This is a genomic window from Arthrobacter tumbae, assembly GCF_016907495.1.
GTDB classification, from domain to species: domain Bacteria; phylum Actinomycetota; class Actinomycetes; order Actinomycetales; family Micrococcaceae; genus Arthrobacter_D; species Arthrobacter_D tumbae.
The window spans coordinates 1,805,153-1,831,134 of sequence record NZ_JAFBCC010000001.1; the positions used below are offsets into that span (position 1 = coordinate 1,805,153).

Below are 25,982 nucleotides of genomic sequence, written 5' to 3' on the forward strand. Positions count from 1 at the left end.
GTTCCTGCTGGGTTTGGGTCGCTACGCTGGTACGCATGGCTACTGAACTCCTCTACCTTGACGATTTCGATGTCCTTACCGCCCCGGCAACCGTCATTTCGGTGTCCGTTCTCGAGGACGGCAGGCTGGACGTCGTGCTGGACCGCACCTGTTTCTACCCCCGCGGCGGCGGACAGGACTGGGACACCGGCATCATCCGCGCCGGCGATGCCGCTTCCCGGGTCGAGGAGGTGCGCCTCGACGAGCATGGGGTCGTTCACCACCTGGGTGCCGGGGAAGCGCCGGGTGTTGCAGTGTCAGAAAAGCCGGTCGGTGGGGAGACGGTGTCGGAGGGCGCCGCCGTCGTACTGGAAGTGGACTCCGACCGGCGGGCAGTCAACACGCGCCTCCATTCCGCAGGCCACATTGTGGACCTCGCCGTTGAGCGGCTGGGGCTGCCCTGGGTGCCCGGTAAGGGCGCGCACTATCCGCACATGTCCTTTGTCGAATACTCCGGCGACGTGCCCGGTGAGGTCGAGGAGATCCGGCAGCGCATCGAGCAGGAGGTTGCGCGGATCATCGGCGAGGGCAGCCGCAACGAGATCCGGTTCATGCCCGTAGCGGACATGGGTAAGTACTGCCGGCACGTTCCGGACAACATCCCCACCAACAAGCCCGCGCGGATCGTGCTCTACAACCAGACGTTCGGCGTGCCGTGCGGTGGGACCCACGTCCGGGATGTCGCTGAGGTCGGCACGCTGAGCATTCCCAAGATCAAGTCGAAGAAGGGCGTCACCAAGGTGTCGTACGCCGTTGAGGGCGTCAGTTAACGTCAGCTCGCCGGGCCGGCGGCGGCGTCGTCAAGCAGGTCCGCCGCTGACGCCCTCCAAAAAGGCGATAGCGCCAGGATCAGTGCGGCCGCCAGCATGATCGCTGCGGCGGAACCGAGAGCTACGACGGGACCGAACGCCGTCGCCAGCGCGCCTCCCAGAGGAGCACCGACCACGATCATGCCGCGATTGACGGAACGTCTGGTCGCGCTCATCCGGGCAATCAGCGCGTCCGGGGTGACTCCCTGCCAGTACCCCATCTCCAGTGGCCCCTCGGCACCCATCGCCAGGCCGAAGAGGAACTGCCCGAGGGCCGCACAGGCGAATGCCGCCCACACCGCGGGCGGCCAGCTTCCGATGCTCCCGCCGCCCGCCTGACCGGCCGCCACCAGCGGTGCACCAATCACGACGACGACGGCGGCCGGCTGGGCCAGCCTCGCCGCCACCATGACCCGCCCGGTGCTCCAGCGGTCGCCCCAGCCCGAGGACAGCGTGGTTCCGAGCACCGCACCGATGCCCGCTCCGCCAAGGACGAGGCCGAGGCCGAGCGCGCCGAGTTGAAGGTCATTCAGGATCAGGGCCGGAAGAACCGTGCCGACCATGGCTGACCCGATGAACCAGACGTGCGAGCTGAGCGCCAGGGGCCGGAGCATCCGGTGGCCGTAGATCCACCGCAGGCCCTCCGCGATCCTGGTGCGCACCGTCGTCGTACTGGGCTTCGCAGTTCCATGTGAGGGAATGGTGAGCAGCACCAGTCCGGACAGGAGGTAACTGAGCGCGTCGATGAGGAGCGCAAAGGGTGCGCTGATGAGGGCGACCACCGCGCCGGCGACTGCGCCGCCCGAGGCCTGAGCCACTGTCTCGCTCTGCTGGAGGCGGGCGTTCGCGCGGACCAGCTGGGGCCGGGCCACCAGCTGGGGGAGGAAGGACTGGTAGGCGGCGTCACCGGCCAGCGCCAGCGTTCCGAACAGGAACATCAGCACCACGAGCACCGGAACAGACGCCCACCCCAGCAGGGTGAGAACGCACAGGGCGGCGAGGATGGCAGCGCGTCCCAGGTCGCCTGCCACCAGCACGGTGCGTCTGCGGAAGCGGTCCACCCAGACGCCCGCCAACAGACCGAACAGCAGGTAGGGAAGCCAGCGGGCAGCATTGACGGCGCCCTGATCCAGTGCCGTTCCATCCAATGTGACGAGGATGAGCACGGACAGCGCCACAGTGGTGAGATAGGTGCCGAAATCCGAGACCGTCGAGGCAGCCCAGAACCGGACGAAGGCGGGATTCCGGCGGAGCTGCATGCGCTGTGGAGTCCGCCCGGCTCAGGACGCGCGAGCGAGCTGGCGGATGGGAACCCACCGCGATGCGAGGCGGCGGTAGGCCGCGGCCGCGCCGGTCATGTCAGCTTCAGCGAGGCACTCGATGCCCATCCGGACATCCATGGGGGATTCGTCCGGGAACACCAGGTCCGCAACCGGCCCGTAATCCAGTTCGACGACGGCGTCGCGGCGGAAGGACTCCAGCCACTCGGTGATCTCGGTCAGCTCTTCCAGCAGATCGAGCTCCGGAGCAGCGATGGCGAGGTTGGCGACGGCACGGCGGGCACGATCGATGCAGTCACTGATGGTGACGGAGACGCGGACGGTGTGGACCTCGCCGTCGTCGTCCACTACCTCGGTGAGGTCGTCCTCGTGGATGAGGACAAACCAGGCGAAGGGAACACCCCACGTCGCAGAGCGCGTATGCAGCTTGGCGGTGGATTCGGACAGTGTCTCCGGATCGAGCCGCGCCTGGTGTGCCTCCCGCGCGATCTCCGGGAGGAGTACGTCCATCAGCGGACCGCGGATGGTCTGCTCAAGGGACTCTGCGGAAAGGTGGGTGCGCACCGCCAGTTGGTTGGGGCAGTAATAGGGCGCGGTGGTGCCGTTGCTGCGCGGGAAATGCAGCACACGCACAAGGTCTTGCGCATGGTGCGGGAAAGGGTCCGAGACCGCGCGCGTGATGCGCCGCATCGCGTCGATGCGTTCCATGTGTTCGGTGACCCGGCGTCCGCGGGTCCGCTGTTCCAGGATGGCGAGCTGCTGGGCGTCGCTGAAGGCGTCAAGCGGTTCATACACCCGCAGGAAGGAAACGTAAGGGAAACTGCGGCCTGCGCCCGGCACATCAGCCATGCGTCAGGTCAGCTCCACGATGACCGGTGCGTGGTCCGAGGCGCCCTTACCCTTGCGTTCCTCCCGGTCGATCGACGCTCCGGTGACCCGCCCGGCGAGGGCGGGCGAAGCCAGGATGAAGTCGATGCGCATGCCCATGCGCTTGGGGAAGCTCAGCTGCTTGTAGTCCCAGTAGGTGTACACACCCGGGCCCGGGGTGTGGGGGCGGACAACGTCGGTGAAGCCCGAGCTCTCGAACGCATGGAACGCGGCGCGCTCCGGCGGGCTCACATGCGTGTAGCCGTTGTTGACGAAGAGGTCGATATCCCAGACGTCCTCATCCTGCGGCGCGATGTTCCAGTCACCGGTGAGCGCCACCTGGGCTGAAGGATCCGCTTCGAGCAGCCCGACGGCGTGCTTGCGCAGCACATCGAGCCATTCCACCTTGTAGGCCATATGCGGGTCTCCGAGCGCCCGCCCGTTCGGAACGTACAGGCTCCAGACCCGCACGCCGCCGCAGGTGGCACCGATGGCGCGGGCCTCCTGCACCGGGTCCGTGTCCTTTCCGAACACTGGCTGCCCCGGGAAGGTGCGCTCAACGTCGGTCAGCCCCACACGGGACGCAATGGCTACGCCGTTCCACTGGCTCAGACCGAAGTGCGCCACCTCGTAGCCGCTCTTCTCGAACATGTCCCAGGGGAAGTTGTCGTCTTTGCACTTGGTTTCCTGGATGGCGAGGACGTCCGCATCGGAGCGGTCAAGCCAGGCTTCCACACGGTCGGCACGGGCTCGGAGGGAATTGACGTTCCAGGTAGCAATCTTCACAGTTGCTACGTTACCCAATCAGCGCCACCACGAGTCGTCGATGGAAACCGGGACGGTGCGCTTGTGCCGGGTCATCAGGTAACGGCGCTCGATCAGCTGCGCGGCTTCTTCCGGAACATCCCGTCCTTCGAGGTAGTCATCGATCTGCTCGTAGGTGAGGCCAAGCTCGTGCTCGTCCGCCTGGCCCGGATTCTCATCCAGCAGATCCGCGGTGGGAATCTTGTTGTAGAGGCGCTCCTGGGCGCCGAGTTCCTTCAGGACCTCGCGGTTCTGCCGTTTGTTCAGGCCGAACAACGGAAGGATGTCCGCCCCGCCGTCACCGTACTTGGTGAAGAAGCCGGTGACGGATTCCGCGCCGTGATCCGTGCCGATGACCAGCAGGTTGTCGTCACCGGCGAGCGCGTACTGCGCCACCATGCGTACGCGCGCCTTGACGTTGCCCTTGTTGAAATCGGACATCTCGTTGCCTGCGGCGCTGGTAAACTCACGCTGGAAACCGTCGACGGCGGGAGCGACGTTGTAGACAACGGACCGGTCCGGTTCGATGAACGCCAGGGCCGCCTGCGCGTCCTCCTCATCATGCTGAACGTTGTACGGCAGGCGGGCCGCAACAAACGTTGCCTCCACGCCGTCAGCCCGCAGCTCATCCGCCGCCAGCTGCGCGAGCTTTCCGGCAAGGGTGGAGTCCAGGCCGCCGCTGATTCCGAGCACGAAACCTTTGGTGCCGGTGGCCCGGACGTAGTCCTTGAGAAAGTCCACGCGCCGGCGGATCTCCTCCGCAGGGTCGATGGTGGGGCGTACGCCCATTTCGTCGATGATCTTCACCTGGAGTTCGCGCATGCGACCCAGCGTACTCAGTTTTTGTCGCCTACCTGCGCCCTAAAACGCGCGTAAACCGCAGGTAGGCGACAAAAACTCCGGAGGACTTACTGCTTGAAGGCAGCGTCGAAGGACAACGACGACGGCGCGAAGTTGAACTTTCGAAGGAAGGCCAGCGCCTCTGGGGCTCCGTCAAGGCGGTCCATGCCGGCGTCCTCCCACTCGACCGAGATCGGCCCGTCGTACCCGATGGCGGTGAGCGCCCGGAAACTGTCCTCCCAGGGGACGTCACCGCGTCCGGTGGAGACGAAGTCCCAGCCGCGGCGGGGATCTCCCCACGGCAGGTGCGAGGACAGGATGCCGTTGCGGCCGCCGCCCATCCGCATCTTCGTGTCCTTGCAGTCCACGTGGTAGATCCGATCAGCGAAATCGGAGATGAACGACACCGGGTCGATCTGCTGCCACATGAAGTGGCTGGGATCCCAGTTGAGGCCGAAAGCGGGACGGTTGTTGACGGCGTCGAGCGTGCGCCTGGTGGACCAGTAGTCGTAGGCGATCTCGGAGGGGTGTACCTCGTGCGCGAACCGCACGCCGCAGTCATCGAAGACATCGAGAATGGGGTTCCAGCGGTCCGCGAAGTCCTGGTAGCCGGCGTCGATCACGTCCTGGCTGACGGGCGGGAACATCGCGACATATTGCCAGATGGAAGAGCCGGTGAAGCCGACGACGGTCTTCACCCCGAGTTTCTGCGCAAGCTTGGCGGTGAGCTTCATTTCCTCCGCTGCACGCTGGCGGACACCCTCAGGGTCACCGTCGCCCCACACGCGGGGCCCGACGATGGCTTCGTGGCGGAAGTCGATCGGACTGTCGCAGACCGCCTGGCCCTTGAGGTGGTTCGAGATGGTCCAGACCTTCAGGTTGTTGCGCTCCAGGATGTCGAGGCGGTCCTGGATGTAGTCATCGTCGTCCCACCGCCACGCGTCGAGGTGGTCTCCGGACACCGCGATTTCGAGGCCATCGTAGCCCCACTGGCCCGCGAGTTCGGCGACCTTCTCGAACGGCAGGTCGGCCCACTGGCCGGTGAACAGGGTGAAGTTGCGTGCCATGATTTTTCTCCTTGGGTGAGGTGGTCAGGAAAGCGTGCGGCTGGTGGGATCCCAGTCTTCGGGCAGCGGCTCGGCAGCCATGGCTGAACTGGCAACGTCAACGAACGTGCGGCTGTCCACCGATTCGGTGATCGACGCCATGGTGTCCAAGACGTGGAAGGCGGTCTCGCCCTGTGCGCGGTGCGGAACGCCGGAGCGGATCGAGCGGGCCAGGTCGAGGACTCCGGTTCCGCGCCCGTACGTGGAACCGACGGCCGGGAAGGTCTCATCCTCTTCGGCGCCGTGGCGGTGAAGGCGGATATCGCCGTCGAACCGGTTCGGGTCCGGAATGGCGATGGTCGCCTCGGTCCCGGTGATCTCAACGAATCCTTCTCGTCGCAGCGGTGAATCGAAACTGAAGTTGCTCGTTGAGGAGGCACCGCCCTCGAACTGGACCAGTGCACTGACGTGCGTGGGAACAGTGACCGCAAACTCCTCACCGGCACGCGGCCCGGAGCCGATCACACGGGTTTCCCGCGAACGGGATCCGAGCGCGGCGACCGTCTTCACTGCGCCGAAGGCCTGGACCAGGGTGGTCAGGTAGTACGGACCAAGGTCGAACAGGGGGCCGGCGCCCTCCTGGAACAGGAATGCGGGATTGGGGTGCCACGCCTCCGGACCGGGGGACTGCATGAGGGTCAACGCAGTGAGCGGCACTCCGATGTCCCCGCGCTGGATCATGCGCAGGCCGGTCTGCAGGCCGGCGCCGAGGAAGGTGTCAGGCGCGCACCCCAGCCGGAGGCCGGCGTCGGACGCTGTCTTCAGGAGCAGCTGGCCGGATTCGCGGTCGAGTGAGAACGGCTTCTCGCTCCACACATGCTTTCCGGCGGACAGCGCGTCCAGCGCGACGGGCACATGTGCGGCGGGAGTGGTCAGGTTGACGATGATCTCGACGTCCGGGTGCGCGAGCGCGTCCGAGACAGTCCCGGATGCTGGAATCCCGAACTCCTCGGCACGCGCCCGGGCTGCCTCCGGGAAGAGGTCCGCGACGATGTGGACCTGCACATCGGGGAACGCGGTGAGGTTGGTGAGATACTCCTTGCTGATGACGCCGGCACCGATGACGCCGATGCCCACCGGACCGCTCATGCTCCTGCCTGCCCGGAGTCCGCCTGCAGGTACTGCAGGCTCGCCTCGAGCGCCTCGAACAGGTCACCGGCGCTGTCATCAAGCTCGACGACGCCCACCTCCACCGAGGCGGCAGCGGCCAGGATTGCGGGGATGTCCATCCGTCCCGCTCCCACCGCCACCTGCGATGTGTTGTCCTTGTCCACGGCGCCGTCCTTGATGTGGATGAACCGTACGCGATTCCCCAGCTTCCCGAGCAGCTCCGCCGGATTCTGCCCGCCCACTGCCACCCAGTACGTGTCCACTTCAAGTACGACGGCGGGATCCAGTTCACCCGCCAGCACCTCCAGTCCGGAGCGGCCGCCGAAGTCGGCTTCCACCTCCCACCAGTGATTGTGATACCCAACGGTGATGCCGTACTCCGCACCGAGGGCAGCCACCTCGTTGAGTGCCTGGGCGGTCTGCACAATCGCCTCCTCCGTAGTCCACCGTTCAGGGTGCACCATGGGGTCGATCACCGTGCCGATGCCCAGTGTCCGGGCCGCTTCGAAGATGAGGTCGCGGTCGCCGTCGAGCAGTGGTGCGTGACCTGAGGGCGCGCTCATCCCGTTGCGTTTCAGGGCAGCGGAGAGCGCCTCCGTATTTGCCGCGAAGTTGTAGGGCTCGACCTGTGTGTAACCGATCGACGCAAGTCTGTCGATGGTGCCGTCCAGGTCATCCTCGAGCGCTTCACGAACTGTGTACAGCTGTACTGACAGGGGTGGGATGGGCACGTGGGGTCCTCTCGCTGACGCGGCCGGGAAAGGCCGGTACTAGATAGTTTTAGTCCAGATGCTGTCAGCTTCAGCGCTGCGTTCCACACCATTAAGCACCTTCTGCACCTGCAGGCCGTCCGCGAAGGACGGCTGCGGCTGGCGATTCGCCGCGATTGCTTCGACGAAGTCCTTGGCCTGATGGGCGAAACCGTGTTCATAACCCAGGATGTGCCCGGTGGGCCACCAGGCAGACATGTAGGGGTGCGAGGGCTCGGTGACCATGATGTTGGTGAAGCCCTGCCGCGTGTCCGGCGCCGTCGCGTCGTAGAAGCCGAGCGAGTTCATGTTCTCCAGATCGAAGGAAATCGCTCCGGTGGAGCCGGCCACCTCAATGCGCAGCGCGTTCTTGCGCCCGGTGGACATGCGGGTGGCTTCGAAGGAGCCCACTGCGCCGCCGTCGAAACGGCCGCTGAACAGGGCAAGATCGTCCACCGTGACATTGCCGCGCTCCGCTGAGGCGGTGCCTGCGAGCCCCGAGGCTTCGGCCAGCAGCGGACGCTCGTGAACGAAGGTATTCAGGATCCCGCTCACACCGGTGATTCTCTGGCCGGTGATGAACTGGGAGAGGTCAACCGCATGTGCGCCGAGGTCACCGAGCGCACCGGAGCCGGCGGAGTCCTTCTGCAGGCGCCACGTGAGCGGCGCGTCTGCGTCAACCAGCCAATCCTGCAGGTAGGCGGCGCGCACTTGGCGAACCTCGCCGATTGCGCCGGACTGAACCAGATCCCTCGCGAAGGCTGCTGCCGGAACGCGGCGATAGGTGAAACCGACCATTGCAAAGACGTTCTTGCCGGCGCGGTCGGCGGCGGCTGCCATCGCTTCAGCCTCTTCGAGGGTGTTTGCAAGGGGCTTCTCGCAGAGGACGTGCTTGCCCGCCTCAAGTGCTGCGATGGCGATCTCCGCATGGGATCCGCCGGGAGTAACAATGTCGATGACGTCGATGTCGTCGCGGGCGATGGCGGCACGCCAATCGGTAGCGGTCTCTTCCCAGCCCCATTTTCGAGCCGATTCCTCAACGCCGCGGGCGTTGCGCCCTACGAGCAGAGTCATGTCCGGCCGGGCCGGCAGATCGTGGAATCGCGGTGCAACCCGCCATCCCTGCGAATGGGCAGCCCCCATAAATCCGTGTCCGATCAGGGCGATTCTCAGGGGTGGTACGTCGTTGTGCATGTTTCCTCTTTATCCGGCGGCGGTTATAAGCGGTGGAGTCGAGGTGGGGCGCCCTTGCCAGCGATTGGGAGCCCCACCTCTCATGGTCCTACGACTCGAAGGCCGTCGGCAGGTACTGCTCAACGTTCTCACTGGTGACAACCGGTGCGTTCAGAACGATGCGCTTGGGGACTTCCACTTCCACCAGATCGCTCATGGCCTTGCCCTGGACGATCAGTCGGGCGAGGAGGATGCCGTCGGCCGCCTGGGTGGCGGGGTAGATGACGGTAGCTTGGAGGACGCTCTCGCCGGACTGAATCTCACGCATGGCGTTGGCCGATCCTGCGCCGCCGACCATGAAGAACTCGTCGCGGCCGGCGTTGTCGATGGCGGCCAGGACGCCGATGCCCTGATCGTCATCATGGTTCCAGATGGCGTCGATCTCGGGGGCAGCGGAGAGGAGCTGCGAGGTTGCTGCTTCGCCGCCCGCGATGGTGAAGTCAGCTGCGACGCGGTTGTCAACGTCGAGGCCGCAGGATTCCAGTGCATCGGCGAAACCCTGGCTGCGGTCCTGCGTCAATGGCAGCGAGTCAACGCCTGCGATCTCGGCAACCACTGCATCGTCGTTGCCTTCGAGCTGCTCGCAGACGTACGTGCCTGCGCTGACTCCCATTCCGTAGTTGTCGCCCAGGATGGTGGTGCGTGCCGCGAAGGGACTGGAGAACTCGCGGTCGACGTTGATGACTGGGATGCCGGCTTCCATGGCCTGGGTGGCCACCGGGGTGAGGGCTGCGCCATCCGTCGGCAGGAGCACTATGGCATCGACGCCGTCGTTGATGAACTGCTCAACCTGGCTGATCTGGAGGTTCGCGTCGTTGGTTCCCTCAGCGACGCGCAGATCGATGTCCGGGTAGTTCTCCGCCGTAGCGGTAGCAGCGGAGTTGATGGCGCCCAACCAGCCGTGATCAGCGGCAGGTCCGGAGAAGCCGATGACTACGGTGTCGCCTTCGGCCTGGTTGCCCTCGACAGATGCATTGGTGGGCTGCGTGTTGGTGTTACCCGCGTCAGCTGTGCACCCGGTAACAAGGGCGCCGACAGCCAGGAAGGCACCGGTGGTGACGAGCATTTTCCGGCCCGTGCGAACTGCAAGCATGTGTATCTCCTCAATGAGTTAGGTGCGTCTTCGCCAAGGGTGCAGCATGCATCTTCCATGACCGCTTCTTTGCGTGACTGCAATCACAATAACAGAAGATCGAAAGAAATCGACGACTTTATACCGATTGCCGACATAATGTGTTAGCTTCGTCTCATGTTCGAAGAAGATCAGCCACGGCCGTTGCTCGAAGTTCGGGGGATCACCAAGCAATTTGCTGGTGTCCAGGCGCTGAAAGGCGTCGACCTGCAGGTGCTTCCCGGAGAAGTGCACTGCGTGATGGGTCAGAACGGAGCAGGCAAATCCACCCTCATCAAGACGCTGTCCGGAGTGCACCAGCCCGACGGGGGTGAAATCCGCTGGGAGGGAAAGGAAATTTCGATCCCCGGCCCCACCGCCGCGCTGGATCTCGGCATCGCCACCATGTACCAGGAACTTGACGTGGTGGATGGACTGTCCATCGCGGAGAACATCTTCCTCGGGCATGAACGGGCCAGTGGAGGTGTGCTCCACGTCAAGAAGACCAACGCGATCGCGCGTACCCTGCTCAAGCGGCTCGGGCACGGCGGCCTTTCGCCGTCCACCGAGGTCGGTACGCTGTCTGCCGCCAACAAGCAGATCGTGAGCATGGCGCGGGCGCTGTCCCGGGACACGAAGATGATCATCATGGATGAGCCGAGCGCCATTCTGGACTCCGGCGAGGTCGCCAACCTGTTCCGCGTGGTTCGCGAGCTCACCGCCCAGGGCATCGCCGTCGTCTACATCTCCCACCGGCTGGAGGAGATCCGGCAGATCGGTGACCGAATTTCTGTCATTAAGGATGGCCGCAGCACAGCCAGCGGATTGAGTGTCACCGATACTTCGAGGGCGGAGCTGATCCGCCTGATGACGGGCCGGGATGTCGAGAACGTTTTCCCCGACAGGCAGCCTGTTGCGGTTGACGCACCCGTGGTACTCGATGTGGACGGCCTTGAGCTCCACGGTGAGTTCGACAAGGTCAGCTTCACTGTCCGGGCCGGCGAAATCCTCGGATTTGCGGGCCTGGTGGGCTCAAAGCGCTCCGAGATCCTCGAAACCATCTACGGTGCGCGCAAGGCATCGTCGGGCAGGGTCTCGGTCAAGGGCAGGAAGCTGAAGCCTGGATCCGTTGCTTCCGCCGTTAATGCCGGAATCGGCCTTTCCCCCGAGGAGCGAAAGAGCCAGGGCCTCATCCTGGATGAGCCGCTGTTCAAGAACGTCACCCTTTCAACCTTCGGGCGCTTTGCCCGCTCGGGGTATCTGAATGAAAAGGCAGAGCGGGACGCAGCACGCGAGCAGATTGCTGCCCTCGAGTTGCGTCCAGCCGATCCGGACCGGCCGGCCCGCACGCTTTCCGGCGGAAATCAGCAGAAGATCCTCCTCGCCCGCTGGCTCGTGCACGGAACTCCGGTGTTGCTGCTCGACGAGCCAACCCGCGGGGTGGACGTCGGGGCGCGTGCCGAGATCTACGCGCTCATCCGCAAACTCGCATCCGCCGGAACCGCCATCATTGTCGTCTCGAGCGAAATCGAGGAGGTGCTCGGCCTCGCCGACAATGTCCTCGTCATCGATGACGGCACAGTCCTCACCCAAACCAAAGCAAGCGATATAGACGAGCACGGAGTGCTCGACCTCGTCATGAAGGGAAGTGCCGCGTGAGCGAGCAGAATACCAAGGTGGCTGAACCGCGAATCGACGCGTCGGCCGACCACAGCGCCTCCAAGGCCAACCCGCTGCAGAGCGTCCTGAAGGGCTCCGCTGGTCGCAGCCTGGGGCTGGTCATCGCGCTGGGGCTGCTGTTCGCGGTGGGTGCCATCACCAGTGGGGACCGGTTCCTGAACCCCGAGAACATGCTGACCATCCTCCGGTACGCCTCGATTATCGGTGTGATCAGCATAGGCGTCACCTTTGTCATCACCGCCGGAGGAATTGATCTTTCGGTCGGTTCGGTCATGGGACTGGCGACCGTCGTTGCCACCCTGACCAGCGTCCAGCTTGCCGCCACGCAATCGTCCTGGCTCCTCATGGTCCTCGTGGCGCTCGCGGTGGGCGCGGGTGCGGGCCTGATCAACGGCGTGGTGATCGCGTACGGCAATGTCGTCGCGTTCATTGCCACCCTGGCCATGCTGGTCGGCGCCCGCGGACTTGCCGAGCTTATCTCCGGCCGAAGCACGCAGATCGTCGTCAATCAGGACTTCCTGCAGGTCATGCGCGCTGACTTCCTGGGCATTCCCATCCTCGTCTGGATCTTCCTCCTTGTCGCAGTGGCAGGGTGGTTCCTCCTGAACCGCACCACCTTCGGTCGCCGGACCATCGCCATCGGCGGAAACCTTGAAGCCTCCCGCCTGGCCGGTATCAAGGTGAAGCGCCATCTGGTCTACCTGTACGTCCTTGCCGGCCTCGCCGCGGGTATTGCAGCTGTCATGATGCTCGGCCGCACCACGGCGGGTACGTCGACGCACGGTCTGCTCTACGAGCTCGACGCGATCGCCGCCGTCGTCGTCGGTGGAACGCTGCTCATTGGCGGGCGCGGCACGATCATGGGCACCGTCCTCGGGGTGCTCATCTTCAGCACCCTGACCAATGTCTTCATCCAGAACAACCTGGACACCTCTGTCCAGGCGTTGGCCAAGGGCCTGATCATCGTGGTCGCGGTACTGCTGCAGCAGCGCTTCGCCGTCAGCGGCGGAAAGAAAAGGGCAAAAGCCAAGCCAGTCAAGGCCTAACCGGAAACCAGGATGCAGCCCACCAGCCGGCTTCCGAGTACCGGGAGCCGGAGGAACCGGAGGATGAGTCGGTGAACCTGAACGTGGACTACGCGCTGCACCGCAACGCGGAGCTCGAACTGGTCGAGGATGCGCTCCAGCGATTCTTCAGTGACGCGAAACTCCGTGCTGTATCGGTGAACGCCGCCTACCTCACCCTGTGGGAATCGTTGGAAAGGGCAACCGCGGGCGGCAAGCGCTCCCGCCCGCGGTTGGTTCTGCTCGCCTACCGCCAGCTGGGAGGTACTGACCCCGCCGGTGCTGCACAGCTCGCCGCCGCCTATGAGCTCCTCCATAGCGCGCTGATCGTTCACGACGACGTCATTGACCGCGACTTCGTCCGGCGCGGCAACCCCAACGTTTCCGGCCACTACAGGAACAGGGCGCCGCGCGCCGGTGCATCCCCGGCGGCCGCTGAGCACGCCGGAGTCTCTGCGGGAGTCCTTGCCGGTGACCTCGCCCTTTCGGGCGCCTATCGGCTCCTGCGATCCGTGGACGCTCCGGAAGCCGTAGCGCGGCGGCTCAACGAGATCCTTGATGATGCCATTTTCTCCTCGGTGGGCGGTGAGGTCCTCGACATTGAGTTCAGCCGGACTCAGGACATGCCCTCGCTCGAGGACATCACCAAGACTGCGCACCAGAAAACGTCTGTCTACTCGTTCGAGGCGCCGCTGCAGGCCGGAGCCGTGCTCGCCGGAGCTGAAGAGCCGGCCGTTGGGGCACTGACATCCTTCGGCCGTTATGCCGGGATCGCTTACCAGATCGCCGATGACCTGCTGGGCGTTTTCGGCAGTGAAAGCCGGACAGGGAAGACCACCTGGGGAGACCTGCGGGAAGGCAAGCGCACGGCCCTGCTCTCTTATGCGGCCACGCGGCCGGAATGGAGCAGCATAGCCACGCTCATAGGATCCCCGGACCTGACGGCCTCCAGCGCCGGGTACGTCCGCTCCGTGCTGGTGGCCTGCGGTGCCAGGGACTTCGCCGTCAATCTGGCCATCGAAAACGCACAACTCGCCGTCATGCACCTGGAGTCCGAGAGCGTGCCCGACGGACTGCGCAGCAGCCTCGAGCGCATGCTGTTCGCCGTCATCTCCGACGCCACCTCACACTGACCGCGCCCGGCCGTTTCTTCGGCTCATGGATGCCGCCTGTTCTGCCGTTATCATGAAGGAATAATCCGGCACCGAGGCGATCCGCCAGGAAGGACCTGAACCAGGTGGAAGGTAGAACGGTGGCCGGCACCAACCTCGGCAATAACCGCGATTCCACCCGGCAGCACAATCTTTCCACGGTGCTGCGGCTGGTGCACTCCATGGCCGGAGTCTCCCGGGCACAGCTCACCCGTGCCACGGGACTCAACCGGTCAACGATCGCTGCGCTCGTCGGCGAACTGGTCCAGCTCGGTCTCGTCGTCGAGAGCAACCTTGACCAGGCACAGCTGCACGGCCGCCCCAGCATCATGATCGAGCCGAGTCCCGGAGCGCTGGCGCTCTCGGTCAATCCGGATATCGACGTCGTCAGCGTTGCGCTCGTCTCGCTGGGCGGCCACATTGTGAATCCGGTCCGCTTCCACACCGTCCGCGCGCCGTCGGTCGCGGAAGTGGTGAACATCGTGACCGCCATCTACGCGGGAATGCGAACCTCCCTGCCGGCCGGGCACCGGATCATGGGGGTAGGGCTCGCCATTCCGGGACTCGTCGACCCCGGGGATGGCACCGTCATTGAAGCGCCACACCTCGGCTGGCGCGACCAACCGCTCGCTGCACTTCTCAGCGACGCCCTGAAGCTTCCGGTCATCGCCGCGAACGACGCCGTCGTGGGCGCCCGCGCGCAGGCAACCTTCGGTGCGGGCCGGGACGTGTCCGACCTCGTCTATCTCTATGGGGGCGCCAGCGGAATCGGCGGAGGCGTCATCAGCGGCGGCCGGCTGATCCGCGGTGCCACCGGCTTCGCCGGGCAGCTCGGGCACACGCACGTGCGCTCCGGGGGTGTGGCCTGTACCTGCGGGTCTTTCGGCTGCCTTGAAGCCGAGATCACCCGGGAGGAGCTGATCGCGGCGGTCGGCCTGCCCGCCGGTGAGACTGAGAATCTCGAAGACGCTGTCCTGGAGAAGCTGCAGCAGGAGGGCTCGCAGGAACTGCGGGAGCTGATTGAGCGCCAGATCCAGCTGCTGGCGATAGGGCTCAAGAGCGTCGTGAACCTGCTCAACCCCTCAATGATCGTGCTGGGCGGCTTCCTTCGCATCCTGGTGCGCGCCTCGCCGGACGCGCTGAGCGAAGCCCTGCGCACTCCGGGCACGCGCGGGCCGAGGGAGAGCGTCACAATCGAGCTGGCACCCCTGGGTGAAGATCCCATTCTGGTCGGTGCCGCGGAGCTCGCCTTCGAGCCGCTCATCCGGAATCCCGCCGGTTTCCTGCGCTCACAGGACGACGACGCCGGCACACCGGTTCGCTTCGCGTAGCAGACAGCAACCTGCCGGACACGAAGAAGCGGATCCTGTTCCAGCCTCGGCTGGAACAGGATCCGCTTTTCTTGTCAGGGCCAGATGGCCGTTACAGTGCGATCAGCGTGCTACGTGCGTGATCAGTTGGGGATGATGACCACTTCAGCGGTTCCGGTCAGCGGATCGGAAGCCGCATCGCCGGCGTCAGTGTAGGAAGCGTTGAACACTGCCGAGAGGTCGTCCACTGCGGGATCGTGTCCCTCAGGAACCGTTGTGGTGATAGTTCCGGTGCAGCCCGTGGTGGTGGTCTGCGGGTGTCCGTGGGTGTGGTGGCCCAGGATATAGGTGACCTGAACCAGTGCGCAGTCAACGGGCTGGTCGTCGGTGACGCGGACTTCGTAGGAAACCGTGTCTCCGAACTGGAAGGCCTGGTCTGCAACCGGACTGATGAACTCCACAACCGGTGCCTGGTTCCCGACTTCAATCGTCACTTCTGCGGAAGAGTGCTTTCCCCGGTGCTTTCCGCCCTGGTCCGTCACCGTCAGGCTGGCGGTGTAGGAGCCGATCTCCTCATAAGTGAACGTGGGGTTCGCGTCTGTTGAGTCCACAACGCCGTCGGAGTTGAAGTCCCAGGCGTAACGCAGCTTGTCGCCGTCGGCGTCTGCTGTTCCTTCACTTGAGAATTCGACGGTCAGCGGGGATGCACCAACGGTGGGAGTTCCGCTGGCCACCGCTACGGGGCTGTGGTTGCCGCCTTCACCGATGTAGTCGATACGGGAGAGCTGGGCATCCGGGTTTTCGCCGAAGTAGCCGTCACCATATTCGAGGACGTACAGCGCGCCGTTGGGACCGAATTCCATGTCAATCGGGTTGTCCGTGACCAGCGAGTCGACAACGTTCTCGATGGAGACGAGTTCACCATTTTCCGTGGTCATGCCCTTGATGTAGTCGCGGGTCCACTCGTAGAAGAAGGACATCCCGTCGTAGTATTCCGGCCACGCGACCGGAGCGCGGCCCGTGGTTGCCTTCTTGTCGAACTGGTATGCCGGTCCGGCCATGGGTCCGATTCCACCGGTCTCGAATTCAGGGAACTCGGCCGAAGCGCCGTAGGAGTACCACGCCTGCGGCTGGGTTACCGGCGGCAGTTCGCGAAGCCCGGTGTTGTTCGGGGAGTCGTTGACGGGTGCATCGCAGTTGAAGGTTTCGCCGGAGACGCCGGTGGCGAAGTCATAGTCGACGTACGGCAGTTCGGCGGTGGCGCAGTAGGGCCATCCGTAGTTGGAAGGCTCGGTTACTGACATCCACTTGCCGGTTCCTGCCGGACCGCGAAGCGGATCGGCTGACCGGGCGTCGGGGGAGTAGTCAGCGATGAGCAGTTCACTAGTGCTCTGGTTGAGCTCGATGCGGAATGGGTTGCGAAGGCCCATGACGTAGATCTCGGGGCGGGTCTGCGCAGTCCCCGGCTCGAAGAGGTTGCCCTCGGGGATGGTGTATCCGCCGCCGTCCGTCGGGGTGATGCGCAAGACCTTTCCGCGCAGGTCATTGGTGTTGGCGGAGGTCCGCTGCGCATCGAATGCCGGGTTGCTGTCCGGGCGTTCGTCGATCGGGGTGTAGCCGCCGGAGGCGAAGGGGTTGGTGTCATCGCCGGTGGAAAGATAGAGGTTGCCCTCGGCATCGAAGACGATGTCGCCGCCGACGTGGCAGCAGATGCCACGGTCCACGGGAACTTCGAGGATTTCCTGTTCGCTGGCCAAGTCGATGGTGGAACCGTCGAACTGGAAACGGGACAGGGTGAGCGAGCCCTTGAATGGTGCGAAGTCGGCGGCGGTGCCGGTGGTCGGCGCATCGCCCTCGTTGACGCCCTCAGTGGCCGGGTCATCTACCGGAGTATTTCCTGGAGGTGAATAGTAAAGGTAGACCCAGTTGTTGCCCTTGGTTCCGAAGTTCGGATCCAGCGCGACGCTTTGCAGGCCTTCCTCGTCGTGTTCGTAGACATCGAGGGTCGCCGCCAGTGTGTTGAGGCCGGACTCGGCATCGTTGAGCCACACCTCGCCACCGCGGGTGGTGTGGAGGACGTCGTTGTTCGGCAGGACGGCCAGGTCTACCGGCTCTCCCGGGGTGTCATTCAGGGTCACTTTCTCGAAGTTTGCGTCCGGTGGAGCGACCGGCGGCGTTGCACCGGCGTCCTTTGCCTGAGCAGGTACAGCTGCGAAGGAGGTGGCCATCAGCGCCACCATTGCGAGGCCTGCGCCCGCTCTCGCAGCACGCTTCATTGAGAATGGTGCGGCATCGGTGTGATGCCCGGATGCTTGCGCTATCCTGTGTCGATTGACTTTCATCGTTCACTTTCTTCTCGCCTTTGAGGATCCGGACCAGCCGGAGTCAGGTCACCTAAAACGCTAGTAGAGGTCGATCAAATCCGCTAGTGGTTTCAACAAACAAAGTACCGTTTCTTTTCGGCAAGTTCCCTGCGTTCGGGCACGCAAAAGCAGGCTATCGTCCGACATCAACGCATTCCTGCGCCGAATCGGGATTTTGTTGTTCCGTAAAGCTAAAGTCGTTGTGAACCCGTTAAACTGTGCATACCCTGGGTCTCGAGCACCAGCCCTTTGACGGCGGCTGCCGGCACCTGTCTGCCGCCGTTCACGAGTGTCTCGATGGACCCGGGTATCTGGTCATGGGAAGCGATGATCAGCGGCGTGCCATCCTTCGAATCGGGTAGCCTTCCGTGGGTTCCGCGAACGTGCGTAGGATCCAGGGGCACCGTTTTCATGGCATATCGCAGGCCCAGCTTTTTCCGCGCCAGATTCATACCCGCCTTCGCCTTGGCCAGCTTGTCCGCCGGGTTGAAGAAGAGCTCGGAAGGGTCGTACCCGGGTTTCCGGTGGATGTCGACGCCGCGTGCGTAGTCGGGCGCCCGGTCATCGTCCAGCCAGAAGTAGTAGGTGAACCAGGCACCTGGCTCCGCGATCACAACCAGCTCACCGGACCGCTCATGGTCGAGCCCGTAACGGCCCTGCGCCTTGCGGTCGAGGACCTCGTCCACCCCGTCGGTCGCGCGAAGGATCGCAGCCACGCGCTCTATGTCCGCCGGATCGGAGACATACACGTGGGCAACCTGATGGTCGGCAACGGCGAACGCCCGCGACGTCCACGGGTCCAGCTGCTCCCGGGCGCCCTGCACATAGACCTCGAGCAGGCCCTCCCGGCGCAGCACACGGTTGATGTCCACCGGCTTGCGCGCTTCCTCGATGCCGTACTCGGACACCACAATAACCGCATAACCCCGGGCCTCGGCTTCGTCCAGCAGGGGAGCGAGAACTCCATCCAGCTCGGCTGCTGCCCGGGCCGCCTGCGGAGAATCCGGTCCGAACCGCTGGAGATCGTAATCAAGGTGGGGGAGGTAAGCCATCAGGAGATTCGGGGCCTGGTTCCGCAGGACGTGCCGGGTGGAATTCACAATCCACTGTGTCGACTGGATTGCCGCCGTGGGCCCCCAGTACTGAAAGAGCGGGAATTCGCCGTAGTGGCCCACCAGTTCGTCATGCAGGGCGGGGGGACGCACATACGCGTCGGGCGATTTGCGGCCGTCCGCAAGGTAGATCGGCCGGGGAGTCACGGTGAGGTCGGTGGACATTCCCATGGCGTACCACCAGCAGATATTGCCCGCGCGGTACCCCGGGTCCTGCTGCCGTGCGGTCTCCCAGATCTTCTCGCCGGTGACCAGCTTGTTGTGCTGGCGCCAGAAGTACACATCTCCCAATTCCCGGAAGTACCAGCCGTTCCCAACGACCCCGTGCTGGGCGGGAGCCAGCCCGGTCAGCATGGTGGACTGGACGGTGCAGGTCACCGCAGGCAGGACCGTCGCAAGTTCGGACGACCATCCCTGCGCCGCAAGTCTGGTCAGGCGGGGCATGGAACGAAGGGACTGGGCAGTCAGCCCCACAACATCCAGCAGCAGTACTGGTTTCACGGTTCTTCCCTTGCAGTTGTCTTACTCAAACGGATCAGTGCCGGGTGTGTTCCCGGCAGCGCTTACGACGCCGGTGCTGCCGCGAGGAGGTGGGACTCCGCCCACCCGATCTCGGCGGCGATTCCGTCGACGATGCCGACCTGCCCTCCGGGCAGGACGCTCCAGGTATAGGTTTCGATGTCCAGATGTACTTCCCGGCCGTAGTGCCTGCGGGAAACCTCCGCGACGGTCTGTCGCAGCACAGCGGCCGTGGTCTCCAGCGGGGCGGAGGGGATGTGATGGAGCGGGATGTGGAAATGCACCCGCCAGGGGGCCTGTCCCGGCAGAGTGTCGAGGGCCTCTGTCAGGTCATCGGCTGCCAGGATTCCGTACTCGCCCTGCTCCCGCACCTGGTGAAGGTAGCGGGGTTCAGCGAAGGCTCTCAACGCTGCACGGGCGGCGGCACTGGAGGGGTCGGGAACATGGAGGGCTGCTGACGCCTGGATCTTCACGACCCGCAGGCCCGCCGCTTCGATGTGGCTGATCGCGTCCGCCGGGTCCGCGAAAGAAACCGCAAGGTGGCAGGTGTCCACGCACAGGCCGATGTACTCGGGATCAACGCCGCGATCAATCCGTGCTCCCAGCCAGCCGACCACGTCGTCAACAGTATCGAGCACGCACCCAGGTTCCGGTTCGACGGCGATGCGGACAGTTTTTCCCGTGCGCTCCTCAAGTTCCCGCAAGCGGAAGCTCAGTTCCGCGAAAGCGGAGGTGGCGTCGTCGTCGTCGGTTTGTGTCCATGGGTTTCGCCAGGCAAGCGGCAGGGTCGAGATCGAGCCGGCCGTGTTGTCCGGCAGGAGCGCCGCGAGGACCTCCGCGCAGTCGAGGGTGTACTCCAGCCGCTCCCGCTCGGCCCACGTGGGTTTGTAGACGCCGAGTTTGACCACCTCGTTGTGGAAGCCGCCGTAGGGAAAGGCGTTGATCGTGTGCAGCTGAAGCCCCTCCGCAGTCAGGACCTCGCGAAGCGTCGCCAGGTCATCTGCACTCCGGGCCAGCCGGCGCGCCAGTCCGGCGGGAAGCCAGAGCCCCACACCGAGAACGTCCAGGCCGGCCTTCCGGCGGATGGGGCCGGAGTACTCGCGGAGTTGCCGGACCATGCCGTCGAGATCTTCGGCCGGATGGACGTTGGTGCAGTAGGAGAGGAGCATCAGGCGCGGGCACCCCGCAGGACCGAGTTTCCCTCGAAGCCCGCTGCGGCGTCGGGGAGGTCTGCCGCGTCGAAGCCGGGGATCGGGTCGAGGATCAGCTGGCCGCTCTGGCCGTAGAACTCGACGGGGTTGCGCCAGAACACCCGGTCGACGTCGTCGGCCGTGAATCCGGCCGCGAGCATCGCGTTGGCGGTGCGTGAGGTCTTCAGGGGGTCCGACCTGCCCCAGTCGGCCGCGGAATTGACGAGCACACGCTCGGTTCCATAGCGGCTGAGGATGGCGACCATGCGCTGCTCATCCATCTTGGTGTCCGGATAGATGGAGAAGCCCATCCAGGCACCGGCGTCCTTCACCATTTCGACGTTGGTCTCGTTGAGGTGGTCCACAACCACCATGCCGGGGGCCACCCCGGATTCACGGACGACGTCGAGCGTTCTGTGCGTGCCGGCGAGCTTCTCCCGGTGCGGAGTGTGCACCATGGCCGGCAGCGAATACTCGATCGCCAGTTCGAGCTGGCGGCTGAAGGCCTCATCCTCGGCGGGAGTCATCGAGTCATAGCCGATTTCACCCACGGCCACCACGCCCTCCTTCTCCAAATAGCGCGGGATCTCCTCGAGGACGGGAACGCAGCGCGGGTCATTCGCCTCCTTGGGGTTGAGGGCGATCGTGGCGTGGTGCCGGATGCCGAACTGGGCGGCACGGAACCGCTCCCAGCCCAGCAGCGAGTCGAAGTAGTCGAGGAACGAACCGACGTTGGTGCGGGGCTGCCCCAACCAGAATGCGGGTTCGACGAGGGCGCGGACGCCGCTGGCATAGAGCGCCTCGTAATCATTGGTGGTGCGGCTGGTCATGTGGATGTGAGGATCAAAGATGCGCATGGCTGGCTTCCCCCTGAGAAGTGGTCGAATGGCTGGAGCCCAGGAGCAGCGTGACGTCGTCCGTGACCGGACGCCCGGCGGCTGTCCGTTCGGCGGCGAAGTCGCCTGCCATCCGGGCAAGTTCGTCATCCGCACGTTCCTGCAGGTCCGTGACGGCGCTGAGGCTGACCCCCATGAACACCAGCTTCAGCACGGCATGGCGCCAGCTGTGCTGATCCAGATGGGCAGCTGCAAACGGCCCGACGGCGGCGGCAACAAGACCGCTTTCGTTGGTCCGCAGGGCCTCACTGGTGAGCCTCAGCCCTGCGTTAACGACGACGTCCGGAAGCTTCGGTGAGCGCGTGGCCAGCGCTGCCAGGCCGCGAAGCACACCGCGGCGCTCCGCGGAGTCACCGCCGTCGTAGAGTGCCGACAGCGCCAGCGCCAGCTCTTCGGGAGGGAGGAGCTCACCAAGCCGGCCGAGGAGCCGGCCCCGGGCGGAGTCGCTGGTGGTGCCGAAGAGTGCGCCGGTGGGGTCGGCGTCCGGGCGCAGCGGCATGCGGCCCAGCCGGCGCCCAGCCTGAGCGAAGATGGTGGTGAGGGCGGAAGGATCGGCGGCTATCGCCGTCGTACTCTCCTGGAGCCAGCGCTCCGATTCCCTGCTGGTTCCGGATTCCGTCCAAGCATCCCTGAGTGCCGCGATGCTGCGGGCGGCGAGCCCCGGTGCGTCGTAGGAGTGCCTCGGCAGTTCGACGGCGGCCACTCCGCGGTAATCCAGCTCGGCCAGGGTGGCGAGTGCGAGAGGCAGATCCACGGTTCCTTCGCCGAACGGCAGGTGCTCGTGGGCGTGCGGGCGCATGTCATCGAGCTGGACGTTCGCCAGCAGCGGCCCGGCCTGGAGGAGCGCGCCGCGCACGCCGTCAGGTTCGACGACTACACAGTGCCCGATGTCCACGGTGATCCGCAGATTGTCCGGATCGCCGAGCTCGGCCCGGAGGTGCAGCGCGTCGGACACCGTCTCGACCAGCATGCCCGGCTCGGGCTCCACGGCCAGAAGGACCCCTGTCCCGGCGGCGTACTCAACGACGCCTGCCACCCGTTCGGTAAGCCGCTGCCATCCCGTGTCAGGGGAAGTTCCTTCCGGAAGCACCCCGGAGAAGAAGGAGACGCATTCAGCCTCCAGCGCTGCCGCAATGTCGACGGCGCGGTGCAGGAAGTCGACGCGGCTTGCGGCCTCCTCGTCCACCAGCGCCGGGCGGTGCTTGTGGCGCGGGTCGAGCAGGAAGCGGGTGCCCGTCTCGATGACCACGCGAAGGTTCAGCTCACTGAGCGTCACCCGCAGCGCCTGCAACTGTGCGTCCAGGTCTGCGGCGAACGGGTCAAGGTGCGGATGCCCCAGGGTCAAAGCCACTGCGCCGTACCCCTGCTCGGCGAGGAGTTCCAGGGCCACGGGAAGGGGGTGGTCGGTGAGACCGTTGGTGCCGTATCCCAGGCTGAAGGGCATGGGTGATTCCGTCATGATTCGCTCAACTTCCTGCTCCTCGGGCGTGCGCGCATGATTTTGCCGAACAGGTCCACCGATGCCAGCACCCCTGCGGCAGCCAGGTTCCCATGGCGAACCGTGAGCGCTGCCTGCAGCGGGACCATCGCGCGGATGCCGGCCTTCGTGGCTTCAAGCGCATTCTTCGCCGCCGGGTTGCCGGCAGCACGCACCTGCGCCGGAGCACACCGGCCGGCGTAGACCGCCGTTGCTGCAAGCACGGCGGAAATCCGGGTGCGGGACCTCATGCCGGGGGCGGTCACAGTACCGGCCACCACCGCACCGGCAATCAGGGCGGTGGTCGTAGCAGCGCCGGACGCCGTCGTCGTCGTTGTTCCGTGGACTTCGCCCTGGGAGAGGAGGGTGACGGCGACGGTGTGGCCGCCCATGATGCCGGCTGCGCTGAGTGCGGGGCGCAGGTGCCCGGAACCGGCGCCCATCAGGACGTCCAGGGCACGGCAGGCCCCCATAGCGAGCGCGCCGGGGACCGCATGCTTCTTGGCGAGCAGGTCGTAGGTCCAGATGGAGGCGGCGAGTGGAACTCCGACAGTGAAGGCGCGCCTGCCCCCACCTGCGGCACTGAGTCCCAGCCCGGCGACGGTCAGTGCAACTGCGGTGGTGAGGGCGTTGCGGGCACCGATCCTCCCGGAGGGGATGGGTCGTTCCGGGCGCTCGCGGGCATCGATGGTGCGGTCGGCATAGTCATTGAGCGCCATTCCGCCGGCGTACAGGCACGCGCTTGCCAGGGGCAGCGCGATCCGGCGGCCGCCCAGTGCCTGCCCGGCGGCGGAACCGCCCGCGAGGGTGTCGCCCAGGACGGTCAGCACGGCCGGCGCGCGAACCAGTTCAAGGTAGTCGTTGACGCTCACTGTTGATCGAGGCTCCCACCGGCTGTGAGCCGGGCACTTGCCGTCTGCGCCCACTCCACGAGGTTGCGGGTCTGGTTGGCGAACGCATGCTCATCGCTGCCCCAGGGGTCCTTGAAGAAGAATCCGAGTGCGTCGACATGGCCTTCCTCTCCGGCAGCGTGGGCGAGGGCCATCAGTCTCGCGAGGTCCAGGACCATGGGGGCGGCCAGCATGGAGTCATAGGCGCTCCAGGTGGTCTGCAGCGTGAGACGCGATCCGAGGAAACCCTCAACGTTGATGTGGTCCCATGCCACCTTCGTCTCGCCGAGATCCTGGACATTGTCAATGTGAAGCGGAGTCACCGCACCTCCCGTCAGCTCCTGCAGCCCGCGGTTCTTGGACTGAAGCTTGCCGGAAACAGCCTGCGGGTCGGCGAGGGTTGCGCCGTCGCCGCCGCCCAGCAGATTGGTGCCCGCCCAGGACAGAACTCGAAGCCCACGTGCTGCGAAGGCGGGAGCGAGGACTGACCGCAGCCAGGTCTGGCCCGTCTTGCCGTCCTGGCCGGCGGACGGTACCCGGTGCCGGGCGGCGAGTTCACGCAGTGCCGGGATGGTGAGAGCGGTGGAGGGTGTGAAACATACGTAGGAAGAGCCGGCGAGGACTGCGGCGTAGGCGCTCACGGAGCTCGGCGGCAGCACGCGGCGGGCCGGATCCTCCAGGGCGGCGAGCAGCAGCTCTATGTTCGAGAACTCGGCGACCGGTTCAACGGGCGCTTCGGTGGATGCGACGTCGAGAACGACGACGCGGTCCAGGCCGTTGGCGTGCTTGAAGTCGGTGATGTCCTGCGCGAGCCGGCGGGCCACGTCGGCCTGTGACTCCGACTGCTGTGCGGGATCATAGCCCGGCCGCACGCGCTGGTCGGCTTCTCCGAGCTGGGAGCGGACCGATTCGAGCAGGTGGGGCGGAAGCATGCCCGATTCAACGAGGGACTCGGCGCGCTTGGCCATGCAGACACCGCTGATGTCATGGCCACCCACCACGAAGTCGGCGAAGTCTGGAAGCAGGACCGCAGTGAAAGAGTCCTGGTTCGTGACGCATCCCGTGGCGGGAGCAAGACCGGAGGAAATGGCAGCGAGTCCCACCGTGGCGGTGGTTGCCACGGATCCGCGGGCACCGATGAGCCAGATCCCGGTCTTCCCGTAATTGCGGCCTGTCGGTTCAGTGTTGGCGCTCACGCGGATGGCCCCTTCGGCTGGTGTACCCAATGTCTGTGTTCTTTCGTGTTGCAGTGCTCACGCCGATCCGGACGGGCGGGTGTTGCCCGCCCGCCTGGATCCCGGGCGTCAGTAGGAGTAGCAGGTGAGGAAGTTGAAGCTGTCCTCGGCGAACTCCGCGGTAGCCGGGGCGCCGTCGCGTTCAATGACGTAGTACTTCACGTGGCCCTGGGCGGCGTCGAGAATGGGCGCCCATTCGATGTCCCCTTCGCCGACGTCGGTCAGCAGGGGGAAGCTCTCGAAACCGAGGGTGTCGGCGGGAAGGGCGCCGTCCTTGATGTGCAGCAGTTCAATGCGGTCACCGTGGCGCTCGAGCAGGTCTACTACATTGACCCCTGCATCAGATGCCCAGAAGACGTCCAGCTGGAAGGCGACGTAGCGGGGGTCGGTGTTCGCCAGCAGCACCTCGTAGGCGGTTGTCTCCTCGCCTGTCTCCGGGTTGGTAACGAGTGTTGTGAACTCCCACCAGTGGTTGTGCCCGAAGTGCTTGCCAGTTCCTGCCTCCACGGAGAGCTCGCCGAGACGGTTCATTGCCTCGGCGGTGGCCAGCACGTCTGCATAGGTGCTGGTTCCATCCCTGTTGATACCGGGTGCGGCCCAGCCGCCGGACCCGGTGTACTTCTGGCCGATGGTTTTGGCGTACGCCAGGGTCTGGTCGAATGTTGCTTCAGCTGTGCTTCCGTGCGCCGACGGAGCTTTCAGTTTGTACTCCTTGAGCAGTGCGCGGAACTCCTCGGCGGTGCGGCCCTCGTAGGAACCGCCGAACGGCTCCACGTTCTTGTAGCCGATCTCGGCCAGCTCGGCGAGGATCGCCTCGGTACCAATCTCCCCCTGCCAGCCCGCGTAGCTGTAGAGCTGGAACGAAATCTTGCTGGCCGGAACGCTCTTGCCTGCACAGTCGGCTGCCGAGTTCGCATTGCCGGACGCGGGAGCCGCAGCGGCGGGCCCGGTCAATACAGCGGTTGCTGCAATGGCCAGTGAGGCGGCGCCTGCCAGCCTGCGGGTAGCCCCCCGGCGTGAGCGGGTGCTGCCGGCGTGAGTGTCCTTGATCAAAGCTTCCTCCTTGAAGTGATGCTGCCTCGTAACCTGCCTGACCGGATCGCTCCTCTACTCGAAGGTCCTTGGAAAAACCTTGGAGGAGACGCCG

22 protein-coding genes are annotated in these 25,982 nt (G+C 65.1%); 5 read left to right on the forward strand and 17 right to left on the reverse strand.

Going from position 1 to position 25,982, the window contains the following annotated elements:
* Positions 1-35: 35 nt before the first annotated feature.
* Positions 36-809 (forward strand): alanine--tRNA ligase-related protein, encoded by a 774-nt coding sequence (locus JOD47_RS08715; RefSeq protein ID WP_204533602.1) that lies wholly within the window; start codon positions 36-38, stop codon positions 807-809.
* 2 nt (positions 810-811) lie between these two features.
* Here the strand turns inward: JOD47_RS08715 and JOD47_RS08720 are convergent, their stop codons facing one another.
* The 9 genes from JOD47_RS08720 to JOD47_RS08760 all read right to left on the reverse strand — a co-directional run bounded on the left by JOD47_RS08720 (position 812) and on the right by JOD47_RS08760 (position 9,930).
* Positions 812-2,107 (reverse strand): MFS transporter, encoded by a 1,296-nt coding sequence (locus JOD47_RS08720; protein ID WP_204533603.1) that lies wholly within the window; start codon positions 2,105-2,107, stop codon positions 812-814.
* A gap of 21 nt (positions 2,108-2,128) precedes the next feature.
* Complete coding sequence (locus JOD47_RS08725) at positions 2,129-2,977, reverse strand: DUF8083 family protein (RefSeq protein WP_204533604.1); 849 nt, start codon at positions 2,975-2,977, stop codon at positions 2,129-2,131.
* Positions 2,978-2,980: 3 nt separating this feature from the next.
* Positions 2,981-3,781, reverse strand: a complete 801-nt coding sequence (locus tag JOD47_RS08730; RefSeq protein ID WP_204533605.1) for an exodeoxyribonuclease III — start codon at positions 3,779-3,781, stop codon at positions 2,981-2,983.
* 18 nt (positions 3,782-3,799) lie between these two features.
* Positions 3,800-4,621: an NAD(+) synthase gene (gene nadE, locus JOD47_RS08735; protein ID WP_204533606.1), complete on the reverse strand. Its 822-nt coding sequence runs from the start codon at positions 4,619-4,621 to the stop codon at positions 3,800-3,802.
* Positions 4,622-4,707: 86 nt separating this feature from the next.
* A complete protein-coding gene (locus tag JOD47_RS08740) occupies positions 4,708-5,706 on the reverse strand; it encodes a sugar phosphate isomerase/epimerase family protein (RefSeq protein WP_204533607.1) in 999 nt (332 codons plus the stop codon).
* A gap of 24 nt (positions 5,707-5,730) precedes the next feature.
* On the reverse strand, positions 5,731-6,834 hold the full coding sequence (locus JOD47_RS08745) for a Gfo/Idh/MocA family protein (protein WP_204533608.1): 1,104 nt from the start codon (positions 6,832-6,834) through the stop codon (positions 5,731-5,733).
* Complete coding sequence (locus JOD47_RS08750) at positions 6,831-7,586, reverse strand: sugar phosphate isomerase/epimerase family protein (RefSeq protein ID WP_307836240.1); 756 nt, start codon at positions 7,584-7,586, stop codon at positions 6,831-6,833. The genes JOD47_RS08745 and JOD47_RS08750 overlap by 4 nt, the downstream gene beginning before the upstream one ends.
* 39 nt (positions 7,587-7,625) lie before the next feature.
* Positions 7,626-8,798, reverse strand: coding sequence for a Gfo/Idh/MocA family protein (locus JOD47_RS08755; protein ID WP_204533610.1), 1,173 nt, complete (start codon positions 8,796-8,798; stop codon positions 7,626-7,628).
* A gap of 88 nt (positions 8,799-8,886) precedes the next feature.
* A complete protein-coding gene (locus tag JOD47_RS08760) occupies positions 8,887-9,930 on the reverse strand; it encodes a substrate-binding domain-containing protein (protein ID WP_204533612.1) in 1,044 nt (347 codons plus the stop codon).
* A gap of 156 nt (positions 9,931-10,086) precedes the next feature.
* On the opposite strand from JOD47_RS08760, the gene JOD47_RS08765 reads away from it, so the two are divergent.
* The 4 genes from JOD47_RS08765 (at position 10,087) to JOD47_RS08780 (ending at position 15,174) form a co-directional block, all read left to right on the forward strand.
* Entirely contained in the window at positions 10,087-11,607 is a 1,521-nt protein-coding gene (locus tag JOD47_RS08765; RefSeq protein WP_204533614.1) for a sugar ABC transporter ATP-binding protein, read from the forward strand.
* The gene (locus JOD47_RS08770; protein WP_204533615.1) at positions 11,604-12,674 is read left to right on the forward strand and encodes an ABC transporter permease; all 1,071 of its coding nucleotides are present in this window, start codon (positions 11,604-11,606) and stop codon (positions 12,672-12,674) included. Before JOD47_RS08765 ends, JOD47_RS08770 begins: the two co-directional genes overlap by 4 nt.
* 71 nt (positions 12,675-12,745) lie before the next feature.
* Complete coding sequence (locus JOD47_RS08775) at positions 12,746-13,825, forward strand: polyprenyl synthetase family protein (protein WP_307836241.1); 1,080 nt, start codon at positions 12,746-12,748, stop codon at positions 13,823-13,825.
* Positions 13,826-13,944: 119 nt separating this feature from the next.
* Positions 13,945-15,174, forward strand: a complete 1,230-nt coding sequence (locus tag JOD47_RS08780; protein ID WP_307836242.1) for an ROK family transcriptional regulator — start codon at positions 13,945-13,947, stop codon at positions 15,172-15,174.
* A 122-nt stretch (positions 15,175-15,296) separates the two neighbouring features.
* Here the strand turns inward: JOD47_RS08780 and JOD47_RS08785 are convergent, their stop codons facing one another.
* From JOD47_RS08785 to JOD47_RS08820, 8 genes are all read right to left on the reverse strand, one after another.
* Positions 15,297-17,381 carry a PQQ-dependent sugar dehydrogenase gene (locus JOD47_RS08785; RefSeq protein ID WP_204533616.1) on the reverse strand — a complete coding sequence of 695 codons (2,085 nt, stop codon included), beginning with the start codon at positions 17,379-17,381 and terminating at the stop codon, positions 15,297-15,299.
* A gap of 326 nt (positions 17,382-17,707) precedes the next feature.
* A complete protein-coding gene (locus JOD47_RS08790) occupies positions 17,708-19,129 on the reverse strand; it encodes an alkaline phosphatase family protein (RefSeq protein WP_204533617.1) in 1,422 nt (473 codons plus the stop codon).
* Positions 19,130-19,191: 62 nt separating this feature from the next.
* Positions 19,192-20,316, reverse strand: coding sequence for a metabolite traffic protein EboE (gene eboE, locus JOD47_RS08795; protein ID WP_204533618.1), 1,125 nt, complete (start codon positions 20,314-20,316; stop codon positions 19,192-19,194).
* Positions 20,316-21,194 (reverse strand): TatD family hydrolase, encoded by an 879-nt coding sequence (locus JOD47_RS08800; protein WP_204533619.1) that lies wholly within the window; start codon positions 21,192-21,194, stop codon positions 20,316-20,318. The genes eboE and JOD47_RS08800 overlap by 1 nt, the downstream gene beginning before the upstream one ends.
* Positions 21,181-22,692: an EboA domain-containing protein gene (locus JOD47_RS08805; RefSeq protein WP_204533620.1), complete on the reverse strand. Its 1,512-nt coding sequence runs from the start codon at positions 22,690-22,692 to the stop codon at positions 21,181-21,183. The genes JOD47_RS08800 and JOD47_RS08805 overlap by 14 nt, the downstream gene beginning before the upstream one ends.
* Complete coding sequence (locus JOD47_RS08810; protein WP_204533622.1) at positions 22,689-23,582, reverse strand: SCO3242 family prenyltransferase; 894 nt, start codon at positions 23,580-23,582, stop codon at positions 22,689-22,691. The genes JOD47_RS08805 and JOD47_RS08810 overlap by 4 nt, the downstream gene beginning before the upstream one ends.
* On the reverse strand, positions 23,579-24,796 hold the full coding sequence (locus tag JOD47_RS08815) for an inositol-3-phosphate synthase (RefSeq protein WP_307836243.1): 1,218 nt from the start codon (positions 24,794-24,796) through the stop codon (positions 23,579-23,581). The genes JOD47_RS08810 and JOD47_RS08815 overlap by 4 nt, the downstream gene beginning before the upstream one ends.
* Before the next feature lie 108 nt (positions 24,797-24,904).
* A complete protein-coding gene (locus JOD47_RS08820; protein ID WP_204533626.1) occupies positions 24,905-25,888 on the reverse strand; it encodes a sugar phosphate isomerase/epimerase family protein in 984 nt (327 codons plus the stop codon).
* Positions 25,889-25,982: the final 94 nt, after the last annotated feature.

What these genes read in the sequence shown, in the direction of transcription:
- JOD47_RS08785 (WP_204533616.1), bottom strand. Translation starts at nt 17,381, where the DNA reads ATGGCCACCTCCTTCGCAGCTGTACCTGCTCAGGCAAAGGACGCCGGT.
- JOD47_RS08740 (WP_204533607.1), bottom strand. Translation starts at nt 5,706, where the DNA reads ATGGCACGCAACTTCACCCTGTTCACCGGCCAGTGGGCCGACCTGCCG.
- nadE (WP_204533606.1), bottom strand. Translation starts at nt 4,621, where the DNA reads ATGCGCGAACTCCAGGTGAAGATCATCGACGAAATGGGCGTACGCCCC.
- eboE (WP_204533618.1), bottom strand. Translation starts at nt 20,316, where the DNA reads ATGCTCCTCTCCTACTGCACCAACGTCCATCCGGCCGAAGATCTCGAC.
- JOD47_RS08760 (WP_204533612.1), bottom strand. Translation starts at nt 9,930, where the DNA reads ATGCTTGCAGTTCGCACGGGCCGGAAAATGCTCGTCACCACCGGTGCC.
- JOD47_RS08805 (WP_204533620.1), bottom strand. Translation starts at nt 22,692, where the DNA reads ATGACGGAATCACCCATGCCCTTCAGCCTGGGATACGGCACCAACGGT.
- JOD47_RS08715 (WP_204533602.1), top strand. Translation starts at nt 36, where the DNA reads ATGGCTACTGAACTCCTCTACCTTGACGATTTCGATGTCCTTACCGCC.
- JOD47_RS08800 (WP_204533619.1), bottom strand. Translation starts at nt 21,194, where the DNA reads ATGCGCATCTTTGATCCTCACATCCACATGACCAGCCGCACCACCAAT.
- JOD47_RS08720 (WP_204533603.1), bottom strand. Translation starts at nt 2,107, where the DNA reads ATGCAGCTCCGCCGGAATCCCGCCTTCGTCCGGTTCTGGGCTGCCTCG.
- JOD47_RS08745 (WP_204533608.1), bottom strand. Translation starts at nt 6,834, where the DNA reads ATGAGCGGTCCGGTGGGCATCGGCGTCATCGGTGCCGGCGTCATCAGC.
- JOD47_RS08765 (WP_204533614.1), top strand. Translation starts at nt 10,087, where the DNA reads ATGTTCGAAGAAGATCAGCCACGGCCGTTGCTCGAAGTTCGGGGGATC.
- JOD47_RS08725 (WP_204533604.1), bottom strand. Translation starts at nt 2,977, where the DNA reads ATGGCTGATGTGCCGGGCGCAGGCCGCAGTTTCCCTTACGTTTCCTTC.
- JOD47_RS08755 (WP_204533610.1), bottom strand. Translation starts at nt 8,798, where the DNA reads ATGCACAACGACGTACCACCCCTGAGAATCGCCCTGATCGGACACGGA.